Source organism: Rhizobacter sp., assembly GCA_021153565.1.
Classification (GTDB): domain Bacteria; phylum Pseudomonadota; class Gammaproteobacteria; order Burkholderiales; family Burkholderiaceae_C; genus Albitalea.
In genome coordinates this window covers 1-26,353 of record JAJKJU010000027.1, presented here as the reverse complement: position 1 = coordinate 26,353, position 26,353 = coordinate 1, and the positions used below count along the sequence as shown (strand labels likewise).

At 62.4% G+C, this 26,353-nt stretch carries 18 protein-coding genes; 10 read left to right on the top strand and 8 right to left on the bottom strand.

What is annotated here, in order from left to right; all coding sequences use genetic code 11:
* Positions 1 to 121 precede the first annotated feature (121 nt).
* Positions 122 to 2,014: a sensor histidine kinase, YfiR-like protein-associated gene (locus AC30NL_RS02160; RefSeq protein ID WP_489462372.1), complete on the bottom strand. Its 1,893-nt coding sequence runs from the start codon at positions 2,012 to 2,014 to the stop codon at positions 122 to 124.
* Between the two features lie 511 nt (positions 2,015 to 2,525).
* Here AC30NL_RS02160 and AC30NL_RS02155 point away from each other — a divergent pair.
* Positions 2,526 to 4,670, top strand: coding sequence for an AsmA family protein (locus AC30NL_RS02155; RefSeq protein WP_489462371.1), 2,145 nt, complete (start codon positions 2,526 to 2,528; stop codon positions 4,668 to 4,670).
* 44 nt (positions 4,671 to 4,714) lie between these two features.
* Here AC30NL_RS02155 and AC30NL_RS02150 read toward each other — a convergent pair whose 3' ends face one another.
* The 4 genes from AC30NL_RS02150 to AC30NL_RS02135 all read right to left on the bottom strand — a co-directional run bounded on the left by AC30NL_RS02150 (position 4,715) and on the right by AC30NL_RS02135 (position 9,677).
* Positions 4,715 to 5,836, bottom strand: a complete 1,122-nt coding sequence (locus tag AC30NL_RS02150; protein WP_489462370.1) for an AI-2E family transporter — start codon at positions 5,834 to 5,836, stop codon at positions 4,715 to 4,717.
* A 103-nt stretch (positions 5,837 to 5,939) separates the two neighbouring features.
* Entirely contained in the window at positions 5,940 to 6,632 is a 693-nt protein-coding gene (locus tag AC30NL_RS02145; protein ID WP_489462369.1) for a Bax inhibitor-1/YccA family protein, read from the bottom strand.
* 67 nt (positions 6,633 to 6,699) lie between these two features.
* Entirely contained in the window at positions 6,700 to 7,461 is a 762-nt protein-coding gene (locus AC30NL_RS02140) for a TerC family protein (RefSeq protein WP_489462368.1), read from the bottom strand.
* Positions 7,462 to 8,219: 758 nt separating this feature from the next.
* A complete protein-coding gene (locus tag AC30NL_RS02135) occupies positions 8,220 to 9,677 on the bottom strand; it encodes an RNA polymerase factor sigma-54 (protein ID WP_489462367.1) in 1,458 nt (485 codons plus the stop codon).
* A 571-nt stretch (positions 9,678 to 10,248) separates the two neighbouring features.
* Between AC30NL_RS02135 and AC30NL_RS02130 the strand changes: the two genes are divergently transcribed.
* The 3 genes from AC30NL_RS02130 to AC30NL_RS02120 all read left to right on the top strand — a co-directional run bounded on the left by AC30NL_RS02130 (position 10,249) and on the right by AC30NL_RS02120 (position 14,477).
* On the top strand, positions 10,249 to 10,851 hold the full coding sequence (locus tag AC30NL_RS02130; protein WP_489462366.1) for a hemerythrin domain-containing protein: 603 nt from the start codon (positions 10,249 to 10,251) through the stop codon (positions 10,849 to 10,851).
* Positions 10,852 to 11,158: 307 nt separating this feature from the next.
* On the top strand, positions 11,159 to 12,607 hold the full coding sequence (locus tag AC30NL_RS02125; protein ID WP_489462365.1) for a sigma-54-dependent transcriptional regulator: 1,449 nt from the start codon (positions 11,159 to 11,161) through the stop codon (positions 12,605 to 12,607).
* Positions 12,608 to 13,082: 475 nt separating this feature from the next.
* Entirely contained in the window at positions 13,083 to 14,477 is a 1,395-nt protein-coding gene (locus AC30NL_RS02120) for a phospholipase D-like domain-containing protein (RefSeq protein ID WP_489462364.1), read from the top strand.
* Positions 14,478 to 14,498: 21 nt separating this feature from the next.
* On the opposite strand, the gene AC30NL_RS02115 is transcribed toward AC30NL_RS02120, so the two are convergent.
* Together AC30NL_RS02115 and AC30NL_RS02110 are read right to left on the bottom strand one after the other, a co-directional pair.
* The gene (locus AC30NL_RS02115) at positions 14,499 to 15,317 is read right to left on the bottom strand and encodes a mechanosensitive ion channel family protein (RefSeq protein WP_489462363.1); all 819 of its coding nucleotides are present in this window, start codon (positions 15,315 to 15,317) and stop codon (positions 14,499 to 14,501) included.
* A 140-nt stretch (positions 15,318 to 15,457) separates the two neighbouring features.
* The gene (locus AC30NL_RS02110; protein WP_489462362.1) at positions 15,458 to 17,047 is read right to left on the bottom strand and encodes an MBL fold metallo-hydrolase; all 1,590 of its coding nucleotides are present in this window, start codon (positions 17,045 to 17,047) and stop codon (positions 15,458 to 15,460) included.
* Between the two features lie 435 nt (positions 17,048 to 17,482).
* Here AC30NL_RS02110 and glk point away from each other — a divergent pair, with 435 nt between their 5' ends.
* Positions 17,483 to 18,454, top strand: coding sequence for a glucokinase (gene glk / locus AC30NL_RS02105; RefSeq protein ID WP_489462361.1), 972 nt, complete (start codon positions 17,483 to 17,485; stop codon positions 18,452 to 18,454).
* Positions 18,455 to 18,564: 110 nt separating this feature from the next.
* On the opposite strand, the gene fabI is transcribed toward glk, so the two are convergent.
* Positions 18,565 to 19,356, bottom strand: coding sequence for an enoyl-ACP reductase FabI (fabI, locus tag AC30NL_RS02100; protein WP_489462360.1), 792 nt, complete (start codon positions 19,354 to 19,356; stop codon positions 18,565 to 18,567).
* A 324-nt stretch (positions 19,357 to 19,680) separates the two neighbouring features.
* Here fabI and rimP point away from each other — a divergent pair, with 324 nt between their 5' ends.
* From rimP to truB, 5 genes are all read left to right on the top strand, one after another.
* Complete coding sequence (gene rimP / locus AC30NL_RS02095; protein ID WP_489462359.1) at positions 19,681 to 20,244, top strand: ribosome maturation factor RimP; 564 nt, start codon at positions 19,681 to 19,683, stop codon at positions 20,242 to 20,244.
* A complete protein-coding gene (gene nusA / locus AC30NL_RS02090; protein ID WP_489462358.1) occupies positions 20,241 to 21,719 on the top strand; it encodes a transcription termination factor NusA in 1,479 nt (492 codons plus the stop codon). The genes rimP and nusA overlap by 4 nt, the downstream gene beginning before the upstream one ends.
* A gap of 61 nt (positions 21,720 to 21,780) precedes the next feature.
* Positions 21,781 to 24,663: a translation initiation factor IF-2 gene (infB, locus tag AC30NL_RS02085; RefSeq protein WP_489462357.1), complete on the top strand. Its 2,883-nt coding sequence runs from the start codon at positions 21,781 to 21,783 to the stop codon at positions 24,661 to 24,663.
* An 81-nt stretch (positions 24,664 to 24,744) separates the two neighbouring features.
* Positions 24,745 to 25,110, top strand: a complete 366-nt coding sequence (rbfA, locus tag AC30NL_RS02080; RefSeq protein ID WP_489462356.1) for a 30S ribosome-binding factor RbfA — start codon at positions 24,745 to 24,747, stop codon at positions 25,108 to 25,110.
* 9 nt (positions 25,111 to 25,119) lie between these two features.
* Complete coding sequence (gene truB / locus AC30NL_RS02075; protein WP_489462355.1) at positions 25,120 to 26,064, top strand: tRNA pseudouridine(55) synthase TruB; 945 nt, start codon at positions 25,120 to 25,122, stop codon at positions 26,062 to 26,064.
* Positions 26,065 to 26,353: the final 289 nt, after the last annotated feature.

Below are 26,353 nucleotides of genomic sequence, written 5' to 3'. Positions count from 1 at the left end.
TGCAAATGCTCGCCATAGCCAAGCTATGGCTGCGCTTTGCGCCTAGATCAGGCGCCTTTTGACGTGCTGCTCGGACACGTTCGAAATACTCTCAGCCTCTCGGTCCAGATTTCGACCCCGACTACACCCGGGCGACCGACGCGGCCCGCCTTTGCCGCAACAACTTCACCAAATGCTCGATAGCCACCGGCTTTACCAAATGCATGTCGAAGCCCGCATCGCGCGCCCGCTCCCGGTCTTTTTCCTGCCCCCAGCCGGTGATCGCAACGATCACCGCGTCGCAGGTGGCCGGTTGGCGCCGCAAGCGCTGCGCCACTTCATAACCGTTCATCCCGGGCATTCCGATATCCAGAAAAATGTACTCAGGCCTCAAGCGGCCGGCGGCCTCCAGCGCGGCGAATCCGTCGTGCACCACCGTCACGTGCTGGCCCAGCGAGTCGAGAATGCTCAGTAGACTCGCGGCGAAGTCGACGTTGTCGTCGGCGATGAGCACATGGTGGCTGGGGAGGGTTTCGAGAATGGCCGGCGGCGATTCCGGCGGCGCAGGCGGCACCCGGCCCCGCGGCAGCCGCACCACGAACTCCGACCCTTCGCCCAGGCCATCGCTATGCACGGCGATGCTGCCGCCGTGCAGTTCGATGAGCTGCCGCGCCAGTGTGAGCCCCACGCCCAGGCCCTTGTTGCCGCGTTCGAGCGACTGGTCAACCTGAACGAACATGTCGAAGATGCTGTCCTGCTTCTCCGGCGCGATGCCCACGCCGCTGTCGCTGAAGCGCACGACGATGTCCTGGCCGTCTTCTGTCATGCGCACGACTATCGTTCCGCCGTCATCGGTGTACTTCGCTGCGTTGTTGAGCAGGTTGGCGAACACCTGCGCGAGGCGTGTCGAATCGCCCTCCACGAAGATCGGCCCCGGCGGCAGATCGAGCGTGAGGCGGTGTTTTCTTGCCTCGATGCCGGGCGATGAAATCTCGACCGCGTTGTTAAGCACGCCGATGATGTCCACGCGTCCCGACTCCAGCAGCACCTTGCCGGTAGTGATGCGCGAGACGTCGAGAAGGTCGTCGATGAGCCGAACCATTTGCTGCACTTGGCGCGACATGATCTGCAAGGCGCGCTGCTGGATCGGGTTTTCATTGCACGAACGGCGCAGAATTTCCACAGCATTTGTGATCGGCGCGAGCGGGTTGCGCAGCTCGTGGGCCAGCGTTGCCAGGAACTGGTCCTTGGTGCGAGCCGCGCCGCGCAGCGCCTCTTCGGCCTTGCGGCGTTCGGCCATCTCGACAGAAAGGTGGTTGTTCGATTGTCCAAGCGCCTCCGTGCGCTTGCCCACCTCTTCGAGCATGTTGTTGAAGGCATCGACCAGCGTGCCGACCTCGTCATCCGAGGTCTTGGGTGCGCGCAGCGAGAAGTCGCGAGTGGTGAGTACGCTGCGAGCGACTTGTGCCACATGAAGAATCGGGTCGGTCACGCTGCTTTGCAGCCGCCGGCTCACGAGGGCAGCCGTCAACAGGCTGGTCGCCATGACCGCGGCGAGGATCAGCAGGTAATCGAAGAGCCGGCCGAAGATGTCGTAGCGCGAGCGCAGGTACACCGTGCCGATGATCTGGTTGTTCTCGCGGATCGGCTGGAAAAGTTCGATTCGGTCGCCGTCGATGAGCATGCCCGGCGCCTGCGCCGTCACGGGCAAGCTGGCCTCGGCTGTCTCCGGGTGCACGTAGCTCGCAAAGAGCTGGCCGTTGCCTCGGTAGACGGCGGCCGCGGTGATCTTCGGCCGCAGCTCCAGCAAGGAAAGGTTCTCGGCCACCGCTTTCGGGTCGTCGAAGTTGAGTGCTGGCGCACTGGTGTGGGCAATGATGCGCGCCTGCGTGTTGAGGTCTTCGATCCAGGACTTCTGGAAGCTTCGCAGCTCGTAGATCAGCAACGCGGTCGCGCTCAGCATCAGGGCAACGCAGGTGGTGGCAATGACCACCGCCATGAGCTTGCGGCGCAGCGAGGTGCGCGTCTGACTCACGGAAATACTCCAGCGACCCGGCAGTCGGGCTCCCTCGGGTGACGGCATGCAGATATTTCCACAGACCCGACTCGTGTGTATGGTGGCAGCGCAATGTGCGGTCGGCGCTGTGCCGCGCCTGAATGCACGAGTCTAGCAACGGACTCGCAACGAGGGCAGCGCTGGCCGCAAGTCCATGCAAACAAATGCAGGTCTTACACACTGACGGGTCATTTGGACGGGCGAAGCTTCCCGTCGAAACGGCTGAAGAGGCCAGTATTTCGATCATGCCCGCTCGCTCATCAGGCCAAAGGCCCCTTGCTCGTCGTTGCAAATGCTCGCCATAGCACGAGCTATGGCTGCGCTTTGCGCCTCGATCAGGTGCCTTTTGACGTGCTGTTCGGACACGCTCGAAATACTCTCAGCCTCTGGTGCGTTTCTGCAAGCTGCACGCCCTTCATGGCGAGCGCCAGTTACCAATTGCCGAGGCACAGCACTTGCCGCAAGCTGAAGGCATCCACGGGACTTCGACATGACACCAGCTTCAAAATCACGCTGGCGAATCGCCGCCTGGCCTCTTGGCATCGTTGCGGCGGCGCTGATCGGCGTTGTGGTCTGCGAGACTCAAGGCTGGCCTTTCCTGAAGGGGCCGGTGCAGCAGCAACTGAGCAAGCGCCTTCAACGCCCGGTTGAGTTCGGCGACACCTTCAAGCTCAAGCTCTTCGGTTCGATCCGAGTGGACACGAGTTCGCTGCGCATCGGCCCGCCCGACGGCTTGGCGGCGGACTCTCTCTTGAGCGGCGACCTCGTCAACGCCAAGAGTGCTCACCTGGAGTTGCCGTACGCCACGCTCAGGCAACTGGCACGCAAGGACAACACCGAAGCGCCGCGCATTGCGTCGCTTCGGTTCGGCGAGGTCGATGCATCGCTCAAGCGTTTGGCTGACGGTCATTCGAACTGGGCCTTTGCGCCGACGCAGGCCGCTGCGACGCAAAGACAGTTCGACCTGCCGACGGTGGACGAACTCGTGGTAGAGCATGGCCACGTCGCCTTCGACGATGCAGTTCTCAAGACCAGCTTTGCCGCAAAGGTGAGTACAAGCGAAGGCGATCGCGCATCAGTCCAGAACGGCCAGGCGGCCGGCCTTGTCGTTGAAGGACGAGGGAACCACGAGAAGCTGCCGTTCCAGTTTCGCGTGACCTCGGCGGGCGTGTTGCCGCTGGTGGCGCGTGACACTGCCACGGCTGTGCCGATCACCATCCGGCTTTCCGGCGGAAGCGAAGCCAAGTTCACATTCGACGGCACCGGCACCGACGTGCTGAGCTTTCAGGCGATCGATGGCACCGCCACCCTGTCGGGTCCGTCGCTCGCGAAGGTGGGCGATGCGTTGGGCATCACCTTACCGACGACGGAGCGCTTCACGCTGAAGGGACGGCTGAGCAAGTCTGGGCAGCGCTGGGCGTTCAAGAATGCAGACCTCGACGTGGGCGACAGCCACCTTGGCGGGAATTTCAGCTACGACCGCGCGCCCCAGGTGCCAATGCTCACCGGCGAGTTGAACGGATCGCATCTGGTACTGGCAGACCTGCTGCCAGCCTTCGGTGCGCCGAAGCCCGGCACCGAGAAAGCCAAGGCGCACGTTGTGGCGCAAGGCGGGCGTGTCTTGCCGGATCGTGAACTTGATATTCCATCGTTGCGATGGATGAACGCGAACGTCAAGGTCCGTCTGACGCGTGCTGAACTGGGAACGCTCTTTAGACAGCCGCTTGCACCGCTGGATGGCGACCTCACGCTTGACGGCGGCGTGCTGAGGCTGTCGAACTTGCTCGCTCGTGCTGCGGGCGGCGAGGTCAAGGGCAACCTGGGGCTCGACGGTACCCAGGCCAATCCACTGTGGACGGCAAATGTCCGTTGGGCAGGCATCGAACTCGATCAATGGCTTCGTCCGCGCAACAAGACATCGCAGCAGCCGAAGCCGTCTGGCGAGAACCCGGGTTACGTGACGGGTCGCCTGGGCGGGCATGCGCAACTGCAGGCACACGGGAGGTCAACGGCGAAGATGATCGCTTCAACCGATGGCACGGTGCAGGCGTGGGTGCGCGACGGCACGATCTCGCATTTGATCGTCGAGGCGGCGGGCATCGACATTGCACAAGGCCTGGGCCTCTTGATCGTCGGGGACGACCCGCTGCCCATGAACTGCGCGGTGGTCAAGGCAAACGCCAAGGCCGGCCTGCTCACTCCTGAGGCGGCAATGGTCGACACACGGGACTCCACGCTGTTGATCACCGGCTCCGTCAATCTTGCCGACGAGCGGCTCGCGCTGGTAATGACCTCCAAACCCAAGGACATGAGTCCGGCCACCTTGCGTTCACCGGTGAGGCTGGAAGGCACCTTCGATCATCCGCAGGTCTACCTGGAGAAGAAACCGATTGGCTTGAAGGTGTTGGCGTCCGCGGCGCTGGCGATGGTGCATCCGCTTGCCGCATTGATTCCCCTCTTCGACCCGGGCGACAAGGACGGTGCCGGCGGTTGCCAACGAACCCTGCAGCACCTGAGAGATGCAGACGGGCCGGCGGGTGTTCGAGACGCGAAGGCGCCAAAGGCCAACGACAAATCATTGCCGCCGGACCCCGCCGCTCGCCATGCAGCGGCATCTGCGCCGATGCGCAAATGATGAAGCGATGAGGCGTCTTCGCGGAGCCAGGGAGCGATCCCACCTCATGAGTGGTCTCCTTTGTCAATGCGGTGCGCACGAGACTCATTCTCCGTCGCCGCAGCCGCGAGGATCTTCGCGTGGATGTGCCACACCGCGATGAACATTGCCGCGGCCGCTGGCCCAACGACAAAACCGTTGATGCCGATCAATGCGATGCCCCCGAGGGTCGAGACCAGAATCAGGTAGTCGGGCATCTGAGTGTCTCTGCCAACGAGCACGGGCCGCAGCAAGTTGTCGACCAGGCCAATGACGAGGACACCATAGGCGATCAGCGCGAAACCCTGCCACACCGCGCCAGTCGCAAGCAGGAAAAGTGCGACTGGCAGCCACACCAGCCCGGCGCCAACGGCCGGCAGCAGCGAGAAGAAGGCCATCAACACCGCCCACAACAATGCGCCGCTGACCCCGAGGAACCCAAAGGCGATGCCGCCAAGCGCACCCTGAACGGCAGCCACCACGAGATTGCCCTTGATCGTGGCGCGTACCACGGTGGCGAACGTGTCGAGCAATTCCTGCTTGTGCGCCGGCGTCATCGGGATCGCCCGCTTCATGGCACGAACGACGCCGTCGCCGTCGCGAATCAGGAAGAAAGCGAGATACAGCATGACGAAGACGCTGACGACGAAGTCGAAGGTGTTCTGCCCGAAGTTGAGAGCGTGTGTCGCGATGAACCGGCTGGCCTGCGTGAGCGCGGCGGACAACCAGCGCCGCAATGCCTCGAAGTCGGCCAGGCCGAATCGATCGAGCACCGAGGTTGCCAAGGCCGGAAGCGCGTCGAAAAGTTTGCGGAAGTAAATGGCCGGGTCCCATTCGCCCGACTGCATTCTTTGATAAATCGCCGCCGCTTCTTGCGCAAGAGAAGCAGTGATGACCGCGAAGGGGATCACCACCATGAGCAGCACGATCAGCAGAGTCAGCAGGGCGGCCACAGTGCGCCGATGCTTCAGCGGCGGCAAGAGTCGACGATAGATGGGCTCGAACAGCATGGCCACGATCACGCCCCACATGATGGCGCCGTAAAACGGGAGGAGGATCCATCCCAGTCCAATGGACACGACGATCAGGAGCAGCAAGAGAACCCGGTTGTGAGAGTACGAGGACTCGCTGTGTTCAGACGGCTTCATGGTGTTCGCACGCAGGAGCGGGCCGGGATTGGCGTCCGATCGTATCGGTCGCATGGCAATCCCTTCAACACGGTGACATGTCGAGCCCGTACCGGCGCATCTTTCAGTCGTCACGCGATCCAACAATGCCGAGCAGCGCCAGCAGCGACTGGAACACGTTGTACACGCTCAAGTAGACACCGAGAGTCGCGGTGATGTAGTTGGTCTCCAGGCCATCCTGAACACGCTTCAGGTCGTGCAGGATGAAGGCAGAGAAGACCCCGATGGCCAGCACCGATATCGTGATCATCAATGCACTGGACTGGATGAAGACGTTGGCAATGCCCGCGAGCAGCACCATGATGGCGCCGATGAAGAGCCACTTCCCCATCACGGACAGGTCGCGCTTGATGATCGACGAGAGCGTGGCCATGCCGAAAAAGATCAATCCGGTGCCGGCGAACGCCATCATCACCAGGCTGGCGCCGTTGGCCAAGCCGAGAACGGCGCCCACCAGACGCGAGAGCATCAATCCCATGAAGAACGTGAAGCCCAACAACATGGGCACGCCTGCCGCCGAGTCCTTGTTCTTCTCGATGGCGAACATGAAGCCGAAGGCCCCCACCAGGAACACCACGAGACTGATCCCGGGGGACATCGCGCGTGCGAGTCCGGTGGACACGCCGATCCAGGCGCCGAGGACGGTGGGGATCATCGACAGTGCGAGCAACCAATAGGTATTGCGCAGCACGCGATTGCGCTGAATCGCACCTGCGGGGTTCGCAACATCGGCAGTAAGAGCTTGATACTTGTTCATGTGGTGACCTTTGATGGACGAAATGGTTGATGAAAAATGGTGAAGGGAAAGGGTTGCCCTCCTTCGGTCATGAGCGATCTGTGGACTTCAGCAGGGCGGCCTTTCGTTTGGCACGCGACCGGATATTGAGTGCCTCCACGGCCAACGAGAACGCCATGGAGGCGTAGATGTAGCCCTTCGGTACATGGATGTCGAAGGCTTCGGCGGTCAGCGCCATGCCGACCATGACCAGGAACGCAAGCGCAAGCACTTTGACCGAGGGATGGAGATCGACGAAGTCGCCGATGGGCTTGGCGGCGAAGAGCATCACACCGACGGATGCGATGACGGCAGCCATCATCACGAAGATCTGGTCGACCATGCCCACGGCGGTGATCACCGAATCGAGCGAAAACACGATGTCGATGATGGCAATCTGGCCGATCACGCCCCAGAAGACCCCGCGCTTTGCGCCTGCAGTAGCGATTGCCGTGTCGCCAGGTCCGTGCTCATCTCGCGCTTCGACCTCCACGAAAATTTCGTGGGAAGCCTTGTAGAGCAGGAAGATGCCGCCCAGCAAGAGCACCAAGTCCCGCCCGCTGATGCCCTGGTTCATGATGGTGAAGAGGTCCGCAGTCAAGCCCATCACCCAACTGAGAGAGAGCAGCAGCAGCAGACGCGACACCATTGCGAAGCCCAGCCCGAGCCGGCGGGCCCTGTCGCGTTGTTCCGCCGGCAAGCGGCCGACGAGGATGGAGATGAAGATGATGTTGTCGATGCCCAGGACGATTTCCAGTCCGGTAAGCATTGCGAATGCAATCCAGATGTTCGGGTCGAACAGTGTGGCCATGAGTGGTTTTGTTGGTCTGAAAAGTGGAGGGAATCAGCTGGAGCGAAATCAATATCGCGTGCGAAGTTGATCCGCACGCGCAGGCCGGTGGTGCCCTTGACGGTGTTTTGCACGGGACCCAAGTCCCCGCGCCACGTGTGGCGTGGCCTAGATGACGACCTGCAGGCGCGGAGGCCGCTCAAGCCCGGCCAGGAACGGCGATGGGGCTCTCAGCGAGAACGAGCGTTGAGATATGGTGTCAGGGCGCGCGGCCTCTTGCGACGGGCGCACTGAGTCGAACAGTTCCGGACTGTCGGCCAAGGTGTCTGGGGGTTGGACTTCGTCCGCTTGGTCGCAGGGGCACTGATCCACCAGTCCGTCTGCGTGCTGATCCAATGGCCCAGCTGTCTTGACTTGCACTGTCCCATCACTGGACGGTGCCATCATTCGCCCGGGCAAAAGCGTGGCGACGGCGTAGGTCGAAACCAACAGCGTGACCACGAATGTGACGAACCAGCGAGGCAAGAGTGGCAAAGCGGGGGGGCGAAGTGTTCGAAGCACGATTATCCGTCCTTCAAGCAATCCAGTGGGGAGGACCGCACAGACCGATCGCGACTCAGAGGCTGAGAGTATTTCGATCATGCCCGCTCATCACGCCAAAAGAACCCCTGCTCGTCGTTGCAAATGCTCGCCATAGCCCGGGCTATGGCTGCGCTTTGCGCCTAGATCAGGTGTCTTTTGACGCGCTGCTCGGGCACGCTCGAAAAACTCTCAGCCTCTCAGGCGTGCTTGCGTCGCCGCTCGACGGCTGCCACCTTCAGCATCTGCCGATACTTCGTCACCGTGCGGCGCGCCACTGTGAGGCCTTGCCGCGCCAACTGGCGTGCGATTTCGGCGTCGGATAGCGGGTCCAACGGGTTCTCACCGGCGATCATGTCCTGGATCACGCCGCGGATCGCGGTGGCTGAACAGGCGCCGCCGCTCGCCGTCGGCATGGCGCGCGAGAAGAAGTACTTGAGTTCGAACACGCCCGACGGCGTCGCCATGTACTTGTTGTTCGTCACGCGGGAGACGGTCGATTCGTGCAAGCCGACTTCATCGGCAATCTCGCGCAGCCCCAGCGGCTTCATCGCGAGCGGGCCGTATTCGAGGAAGTGGTGCTGCCGGCGAAGAATGGCTTCGGCAACGAGCAGGATGGTCGAGAAGCGCTGCTCCACGTTGCGTACCGTCCAGCGTGCTTCCTGCAGATGCGCGGCGAGCTCGGCGTGCTTCGAATTGCGGTGCTGCTGGAAGAGCTCGGCATACACGCGGTTCAGTCGGACCTTGGGCACCACGGCCGGGTTCAACTGTGCAGCCCATTGGCCGCGAATCTTCTTGACGATGACGTCGGGCACCACGAAGTGCACGTCCGACGAGCCGAATCGCCAGCCGGGTCGCGGATCGAGGTGACGGATGCGGTCGCACACGGCTTCGATGTGCACGGCCTCGCGATCGAATACCTTTGCCAGGCCCGGAATGTCTCTTTGCGCCAGTTTGTCGAGCTGCTCTGTGATGATGCGTCGCGCAAGTTCGCGGTCGACTGCATCGTCGATGCATTCGAGCTGAAGCAGCAGGCACTCCGATGCGTTTCGCGCGCCGACGCCGCAGGGGTCGAGCGATTGCACAAGTTTCAGGGCCGTGTTCATTTCGCACTGGTCGACCACCGGGTCGAGTTCAGTGATGCCGGCAAGTTCGTCGAGTGATAGGCGAAGGTAGCCGTCGTCGTCCAGCGATTCGATGATGGCGCACACCAGCACGCGGTCGCGGTCGGACAGAGGCATCACGTTGATCTGGCCGCGAAGATGCTGGCGCAGGTCGATGTCCGCGGCGACCATTTCCATCACGCCGTCGGTGTCGCCGGAACTGCTTGCGGAGCTTCCGCTTCCTCCCGGCGTCTGCCAGTTTTCGCGTTCCCAGGTGGTGTCGGGGTCGCTGGCCGATGCGTTGTTGTCGACCTGCGGCGCTTCGGTTGCGGCAGGGGTCTCCCGCTGTGAGTCGTCGCCAGCACTTTCCGATGCCGCTGCTTCCCCCGATGGTTCCTCGATTTCGAGGAACGGGTTCTTGCCCATTGCGTCCATCACTTCCTGCGCGAAGTCGAGCGAAGACAGTTGGAGCAGACGCACGGCGTGCTGCAAGCGCGGTGTGAGCGTCTGATGCTGTCGATGTTCTGTGCGAGTCTGGAGCGCCGGTGAATTCATGGATCTCTCGATGAAAAGTTGATTGGCAGCGACCACTCGTGGCCTGAGAGGCTGAGAGTATTTCGATCATGCCCGCTCATCACGCCAAAAGACCTCTGCTCGTCGTTGCAAATGCTCGCCATAGCCGTCGCTATGGCGAGCATTTGCGCCTAGATCAGGCGCCTTTTGACGTGCTGCTCGGACACGCTCGAAATACTCTCAGCTCTGAGGCCGAGTGGGCGTCGGGAGCGCGCTGCGGCACGTCCTGAACTGTGTACCGCAACCGCTGTGCCAACCGAGTGAGAGATCGGTAACAAGCTGCGGGAAGGCGGTGCCAACCTGCTTTCGAAAGTCCCCGGAAATCCGCGCCAATGCTGCGAATTTTCGATTTCGCCTGTGTAAAAAGCGCTCGCTGTTGCGGGTTGCGAGGAGCAATCGGCGTGCTCAAAAGCCGCCCTTCGGTCGGACATTTCGGGAGGCTTTGTGTGATTTACCGCAACAACTGCTGGCTGACCACGACGAAAGTCACAAAGTCGCGGCATGACTATTGCCGCAGCACCGGGGCACTCGCCACCCAAAAGGAGATGTATCCATGGCTACTTCCGCCAAGACCCAGATCATTGACATGCTCAAGGCCGATCACAAGAAGGTAAAGAAGGCCTTCAAGGACTTCGAGAAGATGGACCCGCAAGCGGAGTCCGAAAGCGCCGAGGCACTGGTCGAGCAAACGCTCGCCGCCATCGAGGTCCATTCCTCGCTCGAGGAACAGATCTTCTACCCGGCGGCGCGTAGTGCCATCAAGGAAGAAGACCTCATCGACGAAGCCGAGGTCGAGCACATGACGGTCAAGGTGCTCATCGAACAGTTGAAAAGCATGAGCGCCAGCGATGACAAATTCGCGGCAACCTTCAAGGTGCTCGGCGAGTACATCGACCACCACGTGAAAGAGGAGGAGAACGAGATGTTCGTGCAGCTCACGCGACCGGGCGTGGGCTGGGACGCCGTGCTTGAACAGATGCAGACGCAGCGCGCTCAATTGCTCGAAGAAAAGGGCCTGCCTCCAGAGGCCGAAGAAGCCACGACGCCGGCAGGGCGATCATCCGCTGGCAGCCGTGCATCCCGCAGCACCGACGAGTCGCGTCCGCAGGCCGCATCGCGTTCGTCGAAGAGATCGTCTGCGTCTGAGAAGAAATGATTGCGGCCCGGCTTCATGCATTTCAATGAAAGGAAAGTCTGGGCTGAAGTTCAGCACGGCGGTATGTCTTACGGGAGTTTCGAAGCGCTACGGCTAACCATCCGGCGAAGGGATCAGTGCCCGCGAAGGAAAGTACTCTTTCTCTTTAAGTCCCGTCGCCATAAACCTTGACCTGGCTTGCCACTTGCTGTGAAATTTCTGCAAGCCGTCCGCGCGACCATTTGCGTGGTTTGTTGGGATCGGCCTGAAATTTGTACATGAGGCAGCAAGTGCTGCAACGGTTGCGCCCAACGCAGGGAGAAGCCACATGCCCCACGCATTGATCGTTGACGATGAACCCGATGTCGTCGACTGGATGTCCGAAGTGGTCCGCGCTGAGGGCTACACCGTCGCCACGGCCGATTCACTGCGCAATGCCCGGGCCCAACTTGTCCGACAGACGCCCGATGTGCTGCTGACCGATCTGCAGCTCCCTGACGGACGTGGGACCGACATCGTGCGCGACCTCGAATCTCCGGCACAGATCGAAGTCGTGGTGATCACGGGACACGCGAGCGTGGACACCGCGATCGAAGCTATCCGCATCGGCGCGAGTGACTACCTCGTCAAGCCGGTGGACATTGAACGCCTGCTGGCCATCCTGCGCCGTCAGCCACAGGCGTCCGAGCTTCGAAGCGAGATCGGTGAGCTGCGCGAGGAGCTGCGGCGCGCGGGGCGCTTCGGCCACATGTTTGGCGACTCGCCGCCCATGCAGGCGCTGTACGACAAGCTGAGCCGCGTCGCGCCGACTGCAGCCACCGTGCTGCTCACGGGCGAGAGCGGCACCGGCAAAGAGGTGGCGGCCCGCACCATTCACGAACTCAGTCGCCGCAAGAAGTTTCCCTTTCTTGCGATCAACTGTGGCGCGATATCGCCCAACCTGATCGAGAGCGAATTGTTCGGCCACGAGAAAGGCAGTTTCACCGGAGCCGACCGACAGCATCGCGGCTTTTTCGAACAGGCAAAGGGCGGCACGATCTTTCTCGACGAAGTGACCGAGATGCCGCTGGATCTGCAAGTGAAGCTGCTGCGTGTTCTGGAGACGGGCACTTTCGTGCGCGTCGGGACGACCGAGCCCGTCGTGACGGACGTGCGTGTCATCGCCGCCACCAACCGATCGCCCGAACGTGCAGTGGCCGAGGGCAGCTTCCGCGAAGACCTGTACCACCGGCTCAATGTCTTCCCGATCACCTTGCCGCCACTGCGCGAACGTGGCAATGACATTGAAATGCTCGCTCAGCATTTTTTGCGCGAGCTCAATCGCATGGAGGGCACGAACAAGATCTTCTCGCCAGAAGCGATCGCCAAGTTGTACGAGATGACCTGGCCGGGCAACGTGCGTGAGTTGAAGAACTACGTGCAGCGGGCTTACATCCTTGCCGACTCGGTGGTAGAGAGCGCGCAGGCGCCGCAGTCCCCGCCGCTCGCAGCCGAAGACCAGAGCTGGCTGATCGTGGTGCGCGTGGGAACACCGCTCGAAGAGGTGGAGCGCCGCGTGACGATGGCGACACTCGAATCTTGCGGCCGTGTCAAACGAACCGCGGCCCGCATTCTCGGCATCAGCCTGAAGACGCTGTACAACCGGCTCGAAGCCTATGCCGCGAAGGACAAGGCACGCGAAGCGGAAGAGTCAGGGCCGATGCCGCTGGTCGAAGAACACGAGATCGCGAATCAAGCCGGACGTACCACGCCGCCGGGTCCGTATCGACGGCATTGACGGGCGATGGAGCGCGGTGGACCTGCGCTGCTGCGGTTGTGTTCAGATCAGGCGCCTTTTGACGTGCTGCTCGGGCACGATCGAAAAACTCTCAGCCTCTGAAGACTTTTGCATCCCGTGCGGGCACAATTTACATGCGTGTGTAGTTCTTATTAGAAGTTCGCATCAAGCTCCCGGGGTGTAGGCTCTTTTGGTATGGCGGAATGTCGTTTGCTCCTTCAGATCGTGACCTTTGACCAGGCTGCAGTGGGCGCTTGTCGCTCGCTTGGCCGAATCGTCCCGATTTCTGGAGTCCATGATGCAAGCGACCACGCGACGTGCCGCAACTTTCACCGACCATCCCTCTCGCGACCCGGCAGATCATGCCAACAAGGACCGCCGTCGTCGCGGCACGCATCCCAGGGGAAACACCCCACAGACCCCTGCACGCAACCCCGACCGGCCCTCGGCACACGGCTGACCGCGTCTGCGCATCATGGCGCCGCGTCGGGTTGACCCCATCCCCGACAGCGGTGACGCTGCCCACCTCCCAGATCCGGGGGATGCACTCGATCGCGCAGGCATCGCCTTGCATCGCGGCGCGACCGGGGCGGTGCAGGGCGCGCTCAAGCTCGCCTCCTTGCCCGGCGCCGCGCTGTCCCGCCTGCGCCACCTGCACGGCAAGCCTGCGCATGGTTCGGACACGCCGCACAACGGCGCCTTGGTGCGTCACCATGCGCGCGTGCTCATGCGCGCCCTGGCCATGCCGCTCGTTGCGGGCAATAAAGTCGAACTGCTCATCGACGGACCGGCGACCTACGAAGCAATGTTTGCGGCCATCGACGCCGCGCGCAATCACATCAACATCGAAAGCTACATCGTCGAGGCCGACGGCCCCGGCGCCGAACTCGCGCGCCGCCTGCTCGCCAAGTGCCGCGAGGGCGTGAAGGTCAACCTGCTGTACGACGGCTTCGGCTCCATCCGCACGCCGGATGCCTATTTCGAGATGCTGCAGGCAGCGGGAGTCCGCCTGTGCGAATACAACCCGCTGCGATCGTGGAAGCGCGTCTTCACGCGGGCGGTGCATCTGCGCGACCACCGCAAGCTGATGGTGGTCGACGGCAGCGTGGCCTTCGTCGGCGGGATCAACATCAGTGGCGTGTATTCAGCGCGGTCGGCGGGGGCGCAAGCCGAGGCGACGACGCCTTGGCGCGACACGCACGTGTGCATCCGCGGATCGCTCGTCGCGCAGTTGCAATCCCTCTTCATCACGCACTGGAACAAACATGGCTGCGAGCCTGTCCAGCAGGCCGACTATTTCCCACCACCAGCCCCGGCTGGACATCTACGCGGTGCTGTCGCGTCATGCGATGCCGGTCGCCGTCGCAACCCGTTCTATCGCGCGCTGATCAAGGCGATCGAGGCGGCGCGGCACGATGTTCTCGTGACCACTGCGTACTTCGTGCCGACGCGCCGCCTGCTGCGCTCGTTGGCCTGCGCGGCGCGACGAGGTGTGGACGTGCGAGTGTTGCTGCCTGGCCAGAGCGACTCCTGGGCGCCGCTGCAGGCGGGCCGATCGCACTATGTTCGCTTGCTGCAGGCGGGCGTTCGGATCTATGAGCGGCAAGGTGCCTTGCTCCACGCAAAGACAACCGTCATCGATGGAGTGTGGGCCACGGTGGGCTCGGCCAACCTCGACTGGCGCAGCTTCATCCACAACGCCGAAGCCAACGCGATCGTCACGGACGCCGGATTCGGAGCTCAGATGAGAACGGTCTTCCAAGGCGACATCGCGGCCAGCCATGAGATCACGCTGGAGATGTGGCGTCGGCGTGGGGTGTTGCAGAGGCTGCAGGAATGGGTGGCCAGGCGATTTGAGTTCTTGTTGTAGGTTCGAAGGGCTTGCACTGCCCTACGCCCCCTTGATCTCATTCGCCCTCAAGCGTTTCGCAATCAGATACGCCAGATCACTGGCCAACTGCTGCCGCTTCGGTCCCCGCGCCTCGTGCCACACGGCGAGTTCGTAGGCTGTCGCCGCACCACCCAAACTCGTCACCAGGGCCTCAGGGGCCGGATCCGACAACACCTTCGGGTGCTCTTGTGCCGCATCGCACAGCAGCCGTCGCATCAACTCCGGATCGGTCCCGCTTTGCACTTGCACGGGTATGCGAAGGCGGATCGGTCTCTCCGCAAAGACATGGTTCACCACGTTGTCGAGGATGAAGCGCTGGTTGGGCACGAGGATGGCCATGCTGTCGTTGGTGATGACTGTCGTGCGGCGTGCGCCGATGTCCTGCACGGTGCCTTCGATGCCGCCCACCTCCACCCGGTCGCCGATCTTGATCGGTCGTTCGATCATGATGATCAGCCCGCTCACGAAGTTGCTGATGATGTTCTGCAGACCAAAGCCCACGCCCACGCCTACTGCGCCAGCCAGGACGCTGAACGCCGACAAGTTGAGCCCCGCGTTCTGCAGGATGAGCACCACGCCCACGACCAACACCAGATAGCGCACGATGCTGCCCACCGCCTGGCGTGTGCCGTCATCCATGGGCGTGTGGCGCAGCGCGCGCTCCACCGTCCAGCGCCGCAGCCAGCCTGCAGTCCACAGCAGGCCGACAAAAAATACCACCAGTTTCACGGCAGACGAGGCGCTGATCTCTGCACCGCCGAGGGTGAAGAGGTGAACGTCATAGCCTTTGATTCGATTCAGTAGAAGCTGCCAGTCCATCGGTCAAAAGGAGAAGTGAGGTCTGCAGCCGCCAGCACATCGTGTGCCGCATGTCCGTGCTCCATGACACAGTGCATCTTGCGACGCATGAAACTTCCCTCGCCCCGCTTGCGGGGAGAGGGGGGCAGGGTCGCGCTTGGCTAAAACACGATTTCCTTCTTTCCATAGAGCAGCTCGGCGTGGTGGCCGGCGTCGCTCGCGGCAGCTTCCAGGCCGCGAGCGGCCTGGAACTGCGGGAGGTCCTCGGAATACACGATGCTGGTGATGTGGGTGATCCAGGGCTCGGCGCCCATGGCATAGACATACAGGTGCTCGGGCTGGAAGAAGGCGCGCAGCTTCTGGGCGGTGGCAAGGTCGCAGCCGTCGAGGCGGCGCGACTGGTCCTCGCCACGGGTGAGCATTTTCTGCAGCAGCGGGCCGTAGAACCAAGTGGCCGGAGCGCCCACGCACTCCATTCCGAGGAACATGCAGTCCACCTTCGGGAACATGCGGCGCAGCGGCTCGTAGAACTCCACGCAAGCCGGGTTGGAGTCGGCGAAGAGCACGAAGACCTTGCCGCCGAGCTCGATGGCGTGTACGAGCTTGGTGCGGATGTCCAGGTCGGCGTGTTCGCCGTAGAACGGCGCGCCCACGATGCGCCCGCCGGGCAGTGCGATCTCGTCGTAATCGGCCAGCTCCAGCACGCTGGGAAAGCCGATGCGCTCGAAGAACTGCTTGAGCGAGACGTCTTGCAGGTCACCGCCGCCGGCGCGTCCGACCACGACATGGCGCACGCGGTGGCGAATGCGCAGCAGCGTCTCCATCACGATGTGGTCCTGGTGCGGATGCGTGATGAGCACGTAGTCGATCTGCTCGGGCAGGTCGTCGAAGGTGTAGTGGTCCAGCGTGCACTCGCCCGGGTAGCTCAGCAGCGGGTCGACCAGAATGCTGACGCCGCAGCCCTCGATGAGCACGCAGGCATGGCCGAAGTAGCGCACACGCACGCCCTCGGCCGGCGGCGCGTCGTGCGCGTTCCGCGGCGCCTGAGTCAGCAGCGTGCGCAGTGCCACGGGATCGAAGGCCTCCTCGGCGATGTACGGGCGCAGCATTTCCACGAGGTCGGTCCCGGGGCCGACGCCCGCGCACAGGTGGTCCCAGATCGGATCGACGAAGGGTGCGGTAATTTCCACCGAGCCGGGCGTGCGGCGGATCTGCGGGGTGGATAGCGCGAAGGGCCGCGGCTGCAGGCTCACCGGTTCGAGCATGCACGACTGCAGAGCGGTGTCGTACAACGGGCTGTCGTAGAACAGCCGCTCGAGGAAGCGTGCGCCGGGCTGTTTGCTCACGTCGTAGAAGACCTCCACCATGTGCCGGATGGCCGGGTCGACCTGCGCATACAGCCCCGCCAAGCCGCCGCCGCGGGCTTGCCCCTGTAGCAGCTCGAACAGCGCGTTGATGGCCTCGGCCGCCCGCAGCTGGGGCGCGCAGCACTGGCGTGTGCGGTCGCGAAAGCGCCGGATGTCGGCGACGTCACCGGCGTAGTCGATGAACGGGCCGCCGCGCAGCTCGGGCACCTGCACGGAGGAGCGGTGCTGCTCGGGATCCTCGACGAAAGAGTCGAGCATCGACAGGTGTGAGTGCAGTGTGAATAGGCCGAAGGTGATCGGGGAGACGAGGTACGGGTGGGCAAACCATCCGTTGACTCGCGGCAGCAGCCGCACCTGGTCGGACAGTCTCGTGGACGTGCTCATCGCAAGAATCGGCGCGGCGCCGGACGCAGCGCGTGGTTGAGGGACTGGCGCCTAGTATGGGAACATTGCGGCCAGGGTCTTGACCGCATGGGCCAGGGAGTTGCATTTGCAGGCCAGGGGACCCGCCGTCCGGCCATGTCGTGCGGACGGCCAGACGCTGAAGCGCGCTGCATGTCCACCGATCTTCTTCGTCGGGTACCTGGCCTTCCAGTCCGCAAGCGCCTTTGCCGCTTCGGTCTTCAAATTGAGTCATGCTTCGGGCTCGAGGCTACGCATCGTCCGGCCTTGTCTTGAAGCGACTCGCAAGATGGAAAATGTAGTTTTGCTACCTTGCGTGATCTCTTGGCCATGTCCTCGCAAGGGACGAAAGCTGACTCGGTTCGAACAAGGTTGATGCATCGAAAGATCAAGAAGACAGAAGATCGGAGCGAACCAATGCAGGCAATCACCTTCCCTCGCTTGGTCGGGGATATTGGCGGCACGAACGCCCGCTTTGGGCGGATCGAGTTCGCCGGGGCTCCGTTGACCGACATCCACACCCTTCCGTGCGACGCCTATGCGACGTTGGTCGACGCAGTGCGTGACTACCTCACCAAGACAGGCAAAGACCGGCCGCGATGGTGCGCGCTCGGCATTGCCAACCCTGTTGTCGGCGACCATGTACAGATGACCAACCACCATTGGTCATTCTCGATTTCCGAGGCCGAGCGCGAACTGGGGTTGGGGCGCTTTCTGGTGATCAACGACTTCACGGCGCTGGCCTTGTCGCTGCCGGGGATCGCGCCTTCAGAATTGCGGCAGGTGGGTCCCGGTACGGCAGTGGCGGGCGCTCCGCTGGCGCTCCTCGGTCCCGGCACCGGACTTGGTGTCTCGGGCTTGTTGCCGGCCAGATCGGGGCGCGGCGCCATCCCGCTCAACGGGGAGGGGGGGCACGTGACACTCGCCGCCATCGACGAGCGCGAGGAGCGGGTCCTCGCGATTCTTCGTCGCCGATTCGGGCATGCATCGGCCGAGCGTGCGTTGTCGGGGCCGGGAATCGAGAACCTGTACGGGGCTGTCTGCGAGTTGGCGAATGAGGTGCCCGCCGCTCTGAATGCAGCGCAGATCACCGAACGTGCCGTCGCCGGGGCAGACGGTCGATGCGTGGAGGCGCTGGACCTTTTCTTCAGCTTCCTCGGCACGATCTCGGGCAACCTGGCGCTGTTGCTCGGCTCGCTTGGCGGTCTCTATATCGGCGGTGGGATCGTTCCGCGCTTGGGGGTGGCCATTGATGCGTCGCGCTTTCGACAAGGCTTCGAAAGCAAGGGCCGCTTTCGCCACTACTTGGAGCAGATCCCGACCTTCGTCGTGCAGTCGAAGGTTTCGCCCGCCTTGATCGGCGCGGCGCGGGCTCTCGACGATCTTTGATGATGATGGCTGCGGCACTTGTCTGCGTGAGCTCAGTCGCGTGCCGCAAACTGTGATGGATAGAAAAAAGGCCCGCATGAGCGGGCCTTGATCATCGGGGCGGCTGATGGTCAGGCCGAGACATCCGATCCGCCAGCCATCGCGTGGCTGAAGCCCCCATCGACGTAAGTGATCTCCGATGTTACGCCCGCCGCCAAGTCCGATAGCAGAAACGCAGCCACGTTGCCCACGTCCTCGATAGTGACGTTGCGCCGCAGCGGTGCGTTGGTAGCGACCACGTCGAGGATCTTGCCGAATCCCTTGATTCCCGATGCTGCAAGTGTCTTGATCGGGCCAGCAGAAATCGCATTCACTCGCACGCCCTTGGGGCCGAGGCTTGCGGCCAGATAGCGCACGCTGGCTTCCAGGGAGGCCTTGGCCAGGCCCATTGTGTTATAGCCCGGCACGTTACGCATCGCGCCAAGGTAGCTCAGCGTCAGCAATGCGGAGTTCTTGCGTAGGCGCGGCGCGGCGGCCTTGGCCATTGCCGGGAAGCTGTAGCTCGAAATGTCGTGCGCTATGCGGAAAGCCTCGCGAGACAGTCCCTCAAGGAAGTCGCCGGCAATCGCCTCGCGCGGCGCGAAGCCGATGGCATGCACGAATCCGTCGAATTCTGGCCACACTTCGCCCAAGTGGCTGAAGGCGTGCTCGATCTGGGTGTCGTCGGCCACGTCGAGTTCATAGGTGAGCGAGGAGCCAAATTCGGCGGCGAACTCGGTAATGCGGTCTTTGAAACGTTCGCCCTGGTAGCTGAACGCTAGCTCCGCGCCTTCGCGGTGGCATGCTTTGGCTATGCCGTACGCAATCGAGCGGTTGTTCAGTACGCCGGTGATGAGGAACCGCTTTCCGGCCAAAAATCCCATAGTGTCTCCAAACGAAAATAGGTGTCAGTGTCAGTCAGTCTGGAATTCTTGCATGCAGGAGCGGTGCAGCCTGCACGCTGCATTCCGTCGGGTGCCCGAATTACGGGTTGCGGGAACACTCACTGCACCCGTTGGAGAGGATATGTACCCCGCCCGCAAGTGGGCTTGACAGTTCAAACTGTTGTCTGTAACGGGTTTGCGAAGTACAATCCTGGTTTCCCGAGAAAGCTGCATGGGCGGATTCTTCCGGCCCATTTTTTTTGCATGGCCGCTTTCTTGAATTAGCAATTTCGCTTCAGTTAAACGTTAGGCAAACACAGATTGATGAACTGGCAAGCCGCCATCGAACGAACCGTCACCGGCCTAGGCTACGACCTGGTCGACATTGAGCGTAGCGCTCGGGGTTTGCTGCGTGTGTTCATCGACCGTTTGCCCGGCGATCCCGACGGCGAATTCATCACCGTCGACGATTGCGAAAAAGTCACTCGGCAACTGCAGCACGTGCTCGAGGTCGAAGGTGGCTCCTACGAGCGCCTCGAGGTGTCTTCCCCTGGTCTCGATCGTCCGCTGAAGAAGGCGGCTGACTACGTCCGGTTTGCGGGTGAGCAGATCGAGCTCACGCTCAAGATGCCGTTCCAGGGGCGCAAGAAATACCAGGGTGTTCTGCAGGTGCAAGAGCAGCCCAAGGAAGGCGAGGCCGCCCAATGGCGCATCGTCTTCAACGACGGCAAGGCCGAGCAGGCCCTCGGTTTCTCGTTGGAAGAGGTTCGTGAAGCCCGGCTCGTGCCGGTGGTCGATTTCAAGGGGCGGCGGTTCGCGCCGGCCCCGATGGCGCCTGCGAGCGAAGAGCTTCAGGCCGATGAAGAGGTTGGAGGTCAAAAAGAATGAATCGCGAACTGTTGATGCTGGTGGACGCCATCTCTCGCGAGAAGAGCGTGGACCGCGAAATCGTGTTCGGCGCTGTCGAAGCAGCGCTTGCTTCTGCGTCCAAGAAGCTGCATGGCGGCGAAGTCGACATGCGCGTATCCGTCGACCGTGAAACCGGCGACTACGAAACCTTCCGTCGATGGCACGTGGTACCCAACGAGGCCGGCCTGCAACTGCCCGATTCCGAAATCCTTCATTTCGAGGCGCTCGAACAGATTTCCGACATTGACGTCGACGACTATATTGAAGAGCCGGTCGAATCCGTCTCAATTGGTCGCATCGGCGCGCAAGCCGCCAAGCAGGTCATTCTTCAAAAGATCCGCGATGCCGAGCGCGAGCAATTGCTCAACGATTTTCTTTCGCGTGGCGAAAAAATCTTCGTGGGCACCGTCAAGCGACTGGACAAGGGCGACCTCATTGTCGAATCGGGGCGCGTCGAAGGGCGCCTGCGTCGCAACGAGATGATCCCAAAGGAAAACCTTCGCTCGGGTGACCGCGTCCGCGCATACATCGCCGAAGTCGATCCCACTCTTCGCGGACCGCAAATCCTGCTGTCGCGCAGCGCCCCCGGTTTCATGACAGAACTCTTCGCACAAGAAGTGCCCGAGATCGAACAAGGCCTGCTCGAGATAAAGAGCTGCGCCCGCGACCCCGGTTCACGCGCCAAGATCGCCGTCCTGTCGCACGACAAGCGCGTCGACCCGATCGGTACCTGCGTGGGCGTGCGTGGTTCTCGCGTCAATGCGGTCACCAATGAACTGGCCGGCGAACGTGTTGACATCGTGCTGTGGTCAGAAGACCCGGCACAGTTTGTCATCGGTGCGCTTGCTCCGGCAAACGTGCAATCGATCGTCGTTGACGAAGAGCGTCACGCCATGGACGTGGTAGTCGACGAGGAAAACCTCGCCATCGCCATCGGCCGTGGCGGACAGAATGTGCGACTCGCGTCTGAGCTCACCGGCTGGCGCATCAACATCATGACGGCCGAGGAATCGTCCGCCAAGCAAGCTGAAGAGAGCGATTCGGTTCGCAAGCTCTTTGTCGAGAAGCTGGACGTCGACGCCGAAGTCGCAGACATCCTCATCGCTGAAGGATTCTCCAGTCTCGAAGAAGTCGCCTATGTGCCGATGCAGGAAATGCTCGACATCGAAGGCTTCGACGAGGACACCGTCAATGAACTGCGCACCCGCGCCAAAGACGCTCTCTTGACGATGGAAATCGCCCGGGAAGAAAAGGTCGACGACGTTTCGCAGGACCTGCGTGACCTCGGGACCCTGAGCCCCGAACTCATTGAGAAGCTGACCGACGGCGGGATTCACACCCGCGACGACCTCGCCGACCTCGCGGTCGACGAACTGACCGAGATGACCGGTGTCGACGAAACACAGGCCAAGGCCTTGATCATGAAGGCGCGTGAACATTGGTTCACCGCTTGAATCGATTCACGTCCGACCTGACCTGCAAGCCACACCGCAAGACATACGCAAGGATTCAACAATGGCTGTGACTACCGTCGCCCAACTCGCCGCAGAGCTCAACCGCTCGGCCACGGCACTGCTCGAGCAGTTGCAGTCGGCTGGCGTCAGCAAGGCGTCGACGGATGACGCGCTGACCGAAACGGACAAGGAGCGTCTGCTCGATCACCTGCGTTCCGCCCACGGTACCGCTGGCGCTGAGCGCAAGAAGATCACGCTCACCCGCAAGTCGACCAGTGAGATCAAACAGGCCGATGCGAGCGGCAAGGCGCGCACCATCCAGGTCGAAGTTCGAAAGAAGCGCACTTTCATCAAGCGTGATGAGTCGCCGGCCAGCGAGGCGCCCGCCGCGCCAGTGGTCGACGATGCTGAGCTCGAGCGCCGCGAACTCGAAGCGCAGGCTCAGGCAGAACTGCTGCGCCGCCAGGAAGAAGAACTCGAAGCAAAGCGCCGTGAGCGCGAAGAGCAGGCTCGCATCGAACGCGAAGCCGCCGAAGCACGCCAGCGGGAAGCCGCCGAAGCGGCGGCGAAGGCGGCTGCAGAAGCAGCTGCAGCAGCAAAGGCAGCTGCTGCCGCTGCGGCCGCAGCGGCTCCGGCACCGCGAGTCGGTGCGCCGGTCTATCCGGCACGCTTCGCCGCGCCCGCCGCACCCGTTGAACCCCCCAAGCCGGTCGAACCGCCCAAGCCTGCCCTGCGCGTGATCAAGGCCGCCGACGTCGTCGACGAAGAGAAGCAGCGTGCCGCGGACCTCGCCAAGCGTCGCAAGGCAGCAGAGGACGAGGCGGCGGCGATTCGCGCGATGATGAACGCGCCAAAGAAAGTGCTCACGGCCAAGAAGCCGGCAGAACCCCCCAAGCCGGAAGCAGGCAAGGAAGGTATCAAGGGCACGATCCACAAGGCCAACGCTGCGCCGGGAGCACCTGCAGCGCCGGGTACCGTCGCGAAGGCGGGGGACAAGAAGTCCATCAAGTCCGAGAAGCTCTCGTCGAGCTGGGCCGACGATGCCGCCAAGAAGCGTGGCGCCGTCAAGGGCCGTACCGATGCACCCGCAGGCGGAGCACGCGCCGGCTGGCGCGCACCGCGCGGCGGTCGTCGTGGCGCCGAGCGCGACGGCGTTCAGTCGAACTTCGTCGCGCCGGCCGAGGCACAAGTGCAGGAAGTGCACGTGCCCGAGACCATCAGCGTGGCCGACCTCGCCCACAAGATGTCGGTCAAGGCCTCTGAAGTCATCAAGCAATTGATGAAGCTCGGTCAGATGGTCACGATCAATCAGCAGCTCGACCAAGAGACCGCAATGATCTTGGTTGAAGAAATGGGCCACAAGGCCTTCGCCGCCAAGCTCGACGATCCGGAAGCGTTCCTCGAAGAGGGTGATGTCGAAGGGGCGCACGAGATGCTGCCTCGTGCACCGGTCGTCACCGTCATGGGTCACGTCGACCACGGCAAGACCTCTCTGCTCGACTACATCCGCCGTGCCCGCGTTGCAGCAGGTGAGGCGGGCGGCATCACGCAGCACATCCGCGCCTATCACGTCGACACGCCACGCGGCACTATCACTTTCCTTGACACCCCGGGCCACGCGGCGTTCACTGCGATGCGTGCTCGCGGCGCCAAGGCGACAGACATCGTCATTCTTGTGGTGGCGGCGGACGACGGCGTGATGCCGCAGACCAAGGAAGCCATCCACCACGCTAAGGCTGCGGGCGTGCCCATCGTCGTTGCGATGAACAAGATGGACAAGCCAGAGGCCAACATTGAGCGTCTGAAGAGCGAGCTCGTGGCAGAAAGCGTCGTGCCGGAAGATTTTGGCGGCGATTCGCCTTTCGTTCCGGTCTCGGCCAAGACCGGCATGGGCATCGACCAGTTGCTCGAACAAGTGCTGCTGCAGGCCGAAGTGCTGGAACTCAAAGCACCCAAGGAAGCCCTGGCCAAGGGCCTCGTCGTCGAGGCGCAATTGGATAAAGGCCGCGGCCCGGTCGCAACTGTGCTCGTACAGTCGGGTACCCTGAAGCGTGGCGATGTGGTGCTGGCCGGTTCAACCTACGGCCGCGTTCGCGCCATGCTGGACGAGAATGGCAAGGCGACGACCGAAGCCGGTCCGTCGATCCCGGTCGAGATCCAGGGCCTGACCGAAGTGCCGCAAGCCGGTGACGAGTTCATGGTGCTGTCCGACGAGCGCCGTGCCCGCGAAATTGCAACCTTCCGTTCGGGCAAGTACCGCGACGTGAAGCTGGCGAAGCAGCAGGCCGCCAAGCTCGAGAACATGTTCGAGAACATGGGCCAGGGCGAAGCGCAGACGCTCGCCTTGATCATCAAGGCGGACGTGCAAGGCTCGCAGGAAGCGCTCGGTCAATCGCTCGTCAAGCTCAGCACCGACGAAGTCAAGGTGCAGATCGTGCATGCGGCGGTCGGTGGCATCAGCGAAAGCGACATCAACCTCGCGATCGCTTCCAAGGCCGTCATCATCGGCTTCAACACGCGCGCCGATGCAGGCGCACGCAAGTTGGCCGAGAACAACGGCGTCGACATCCGCTACTACAACATCATCTATGACGCGGTCGACGAGGTGAAGGCGGCCATGACTGGCATGCTGGCGCCGGAGCAGAAGGAAGAAGTCATCGGCACGGCGGAAATTCGCACGGTGTTCGTGGCGTCCAAGATTGGTACGGTTGCGGGTTCGATGATCACGGCGGGCCTGGTTCGCCGCGGTGCACGTTTCCGCCTCCTGCGCGACAACGTCGTGGTCTACACGGGCGAAATCGAATCGGTTCGCCGCCTGAAGGACGATGTGCGCGAAGTCAAGGAAGGCTTCGAGTGCGGTATCAAGCTGAAGAACTACAACGACATCGCGGAAGGCGACCAGTTGGAATTCTTCGAGGTGAAGGAAGTCGCTCGAACGCTGTAAGGCGGTAGCGGGTTTCGTCCCCAAACCCCGCCTCCGAAAGAAGGCGGGGTTTGTGTTTGATGGGGCCGCAAAGGACACACAATGAAGCACAAGCGTCAGATTCCCAACCGGAGCTTCCGCATCGCCGACCAGATTCAGCGCGACGTGGCGGAGCTTGTCCGTGACTTGAAAGATCCACGAGTTGGCATGGTGACGATCCATGCAGTCGAGGTCACGCCGGACTACGCGCATGCAAAGGTGTTCTTCTCCTTGTTGGTGGGCGATCCCGTGGAGTGTGAGACGGCCCTGAACGAAGCGGCCGGATTCATCCGCAACAGCCTATTCAAACGGCTGCAGATCCACACGGTGCCGACGCTTCACTTCCTCTTCGACAAGACAACCGAACGTGCGGCCGAGCTGAACATGCTCATCGCACAGGCCAACGCGACGCGGGCCAAGGAAGACTGAACTCAATCCATGCAAGCCCTTCGCCCTCGCATCCCCAAGCGTGCCGTTCATGGTGTGCTCTTGCTCGACAAGCCCATGGGCCTGTCGAGCAACGATGCGTTGCAAAAGGTGAAGCGCTTCTATCGTGCGGAGAAGGCCGGGCACACCGGCACGCTCGATCCCCTCGCGACTGGCCTGCTGCCGCTGTGCTTTGGTGCCGCCACCAAGTTCTCGCAGATCAGCCTCGATGCGGACAAGCGTTACACAGCCACGCTCAAGCTCGGCATCAAGACGAGCACGGCAGATGCCGAGGGCGCGGTGCTTCAGACGCGTGACGTCAATGTGAGCGTAGGCTCCGTGGTTGCCGCTTGCCGCAGTTTCATTGGCGAGATCGACCAGACTCCGCCAATGCATTCCGCGCTCAAGCGTGACGGCAAGGCGCTTTACGAATATGCCAGGGCCGGCATCGAGGTTGAACGCGAGCCGCGTCGAGTGAGCATCCGTGAGATCAACATCCTCGGCGGTCTGCATGACGAGTGGATCATCGACGTCCGCTGCAGCAAGGGCACCTACATTCGCACGCTGGCCGAAGACATTGGCGACGCACTCGGTTGCGGCGCACACCTGATCGCGCTGCGGCGCACGGGCAGTGGCCCGCTCACGCTCGACGGCGCCGTCACGCTGGACCAGCTCGCTGTCATGAACGAGGAGCAACGTGACGAGATACTCCTGGCCGCCGACACCATGCTCGCCGACTGGCCGGCCGTGCGTCTCGACAACGAAGGCGCCGGCCGCTTCCTCAGTGGGGTGCGCCGCCGGACTCCGCTGGCAGACGCGCCCAACGTGCGCGTCTACGGCCCGCAACCGAAGGCATTCCTCGGCAGCGGTCACATCACCGCTGGCGAACTGATTTCAAACAGGCTCTTGAGCCCGGTGGAGGTGCAAGGCCTCTTGCGGCCTGCTCACTCCGAATGAATACCCACGTGACTCAGGAAAGGGCTACCCGCAAGGCGCGAAGCGCAGACATGGTGTCGTCTATGTCGAGCATTTGCAACGCGCCGGGAAGCCCTTTCCTGAGTCACCCGAAAGGCCGGGTTCTCGCGGGCCACAGAGCGGCGCTGCTTGGGATTTGGCCCGGAATAAGTTCCCGTTTTGGGAGCGCAGGGCGGGCGCGCTGCGGCGTTGCTCCTCACTTGTGTGGCTCGCCACACGGCGCTCGGAGCGCCTTGCATCGCATCCCGCCCAGCGCCCCCAAAACGGGAAC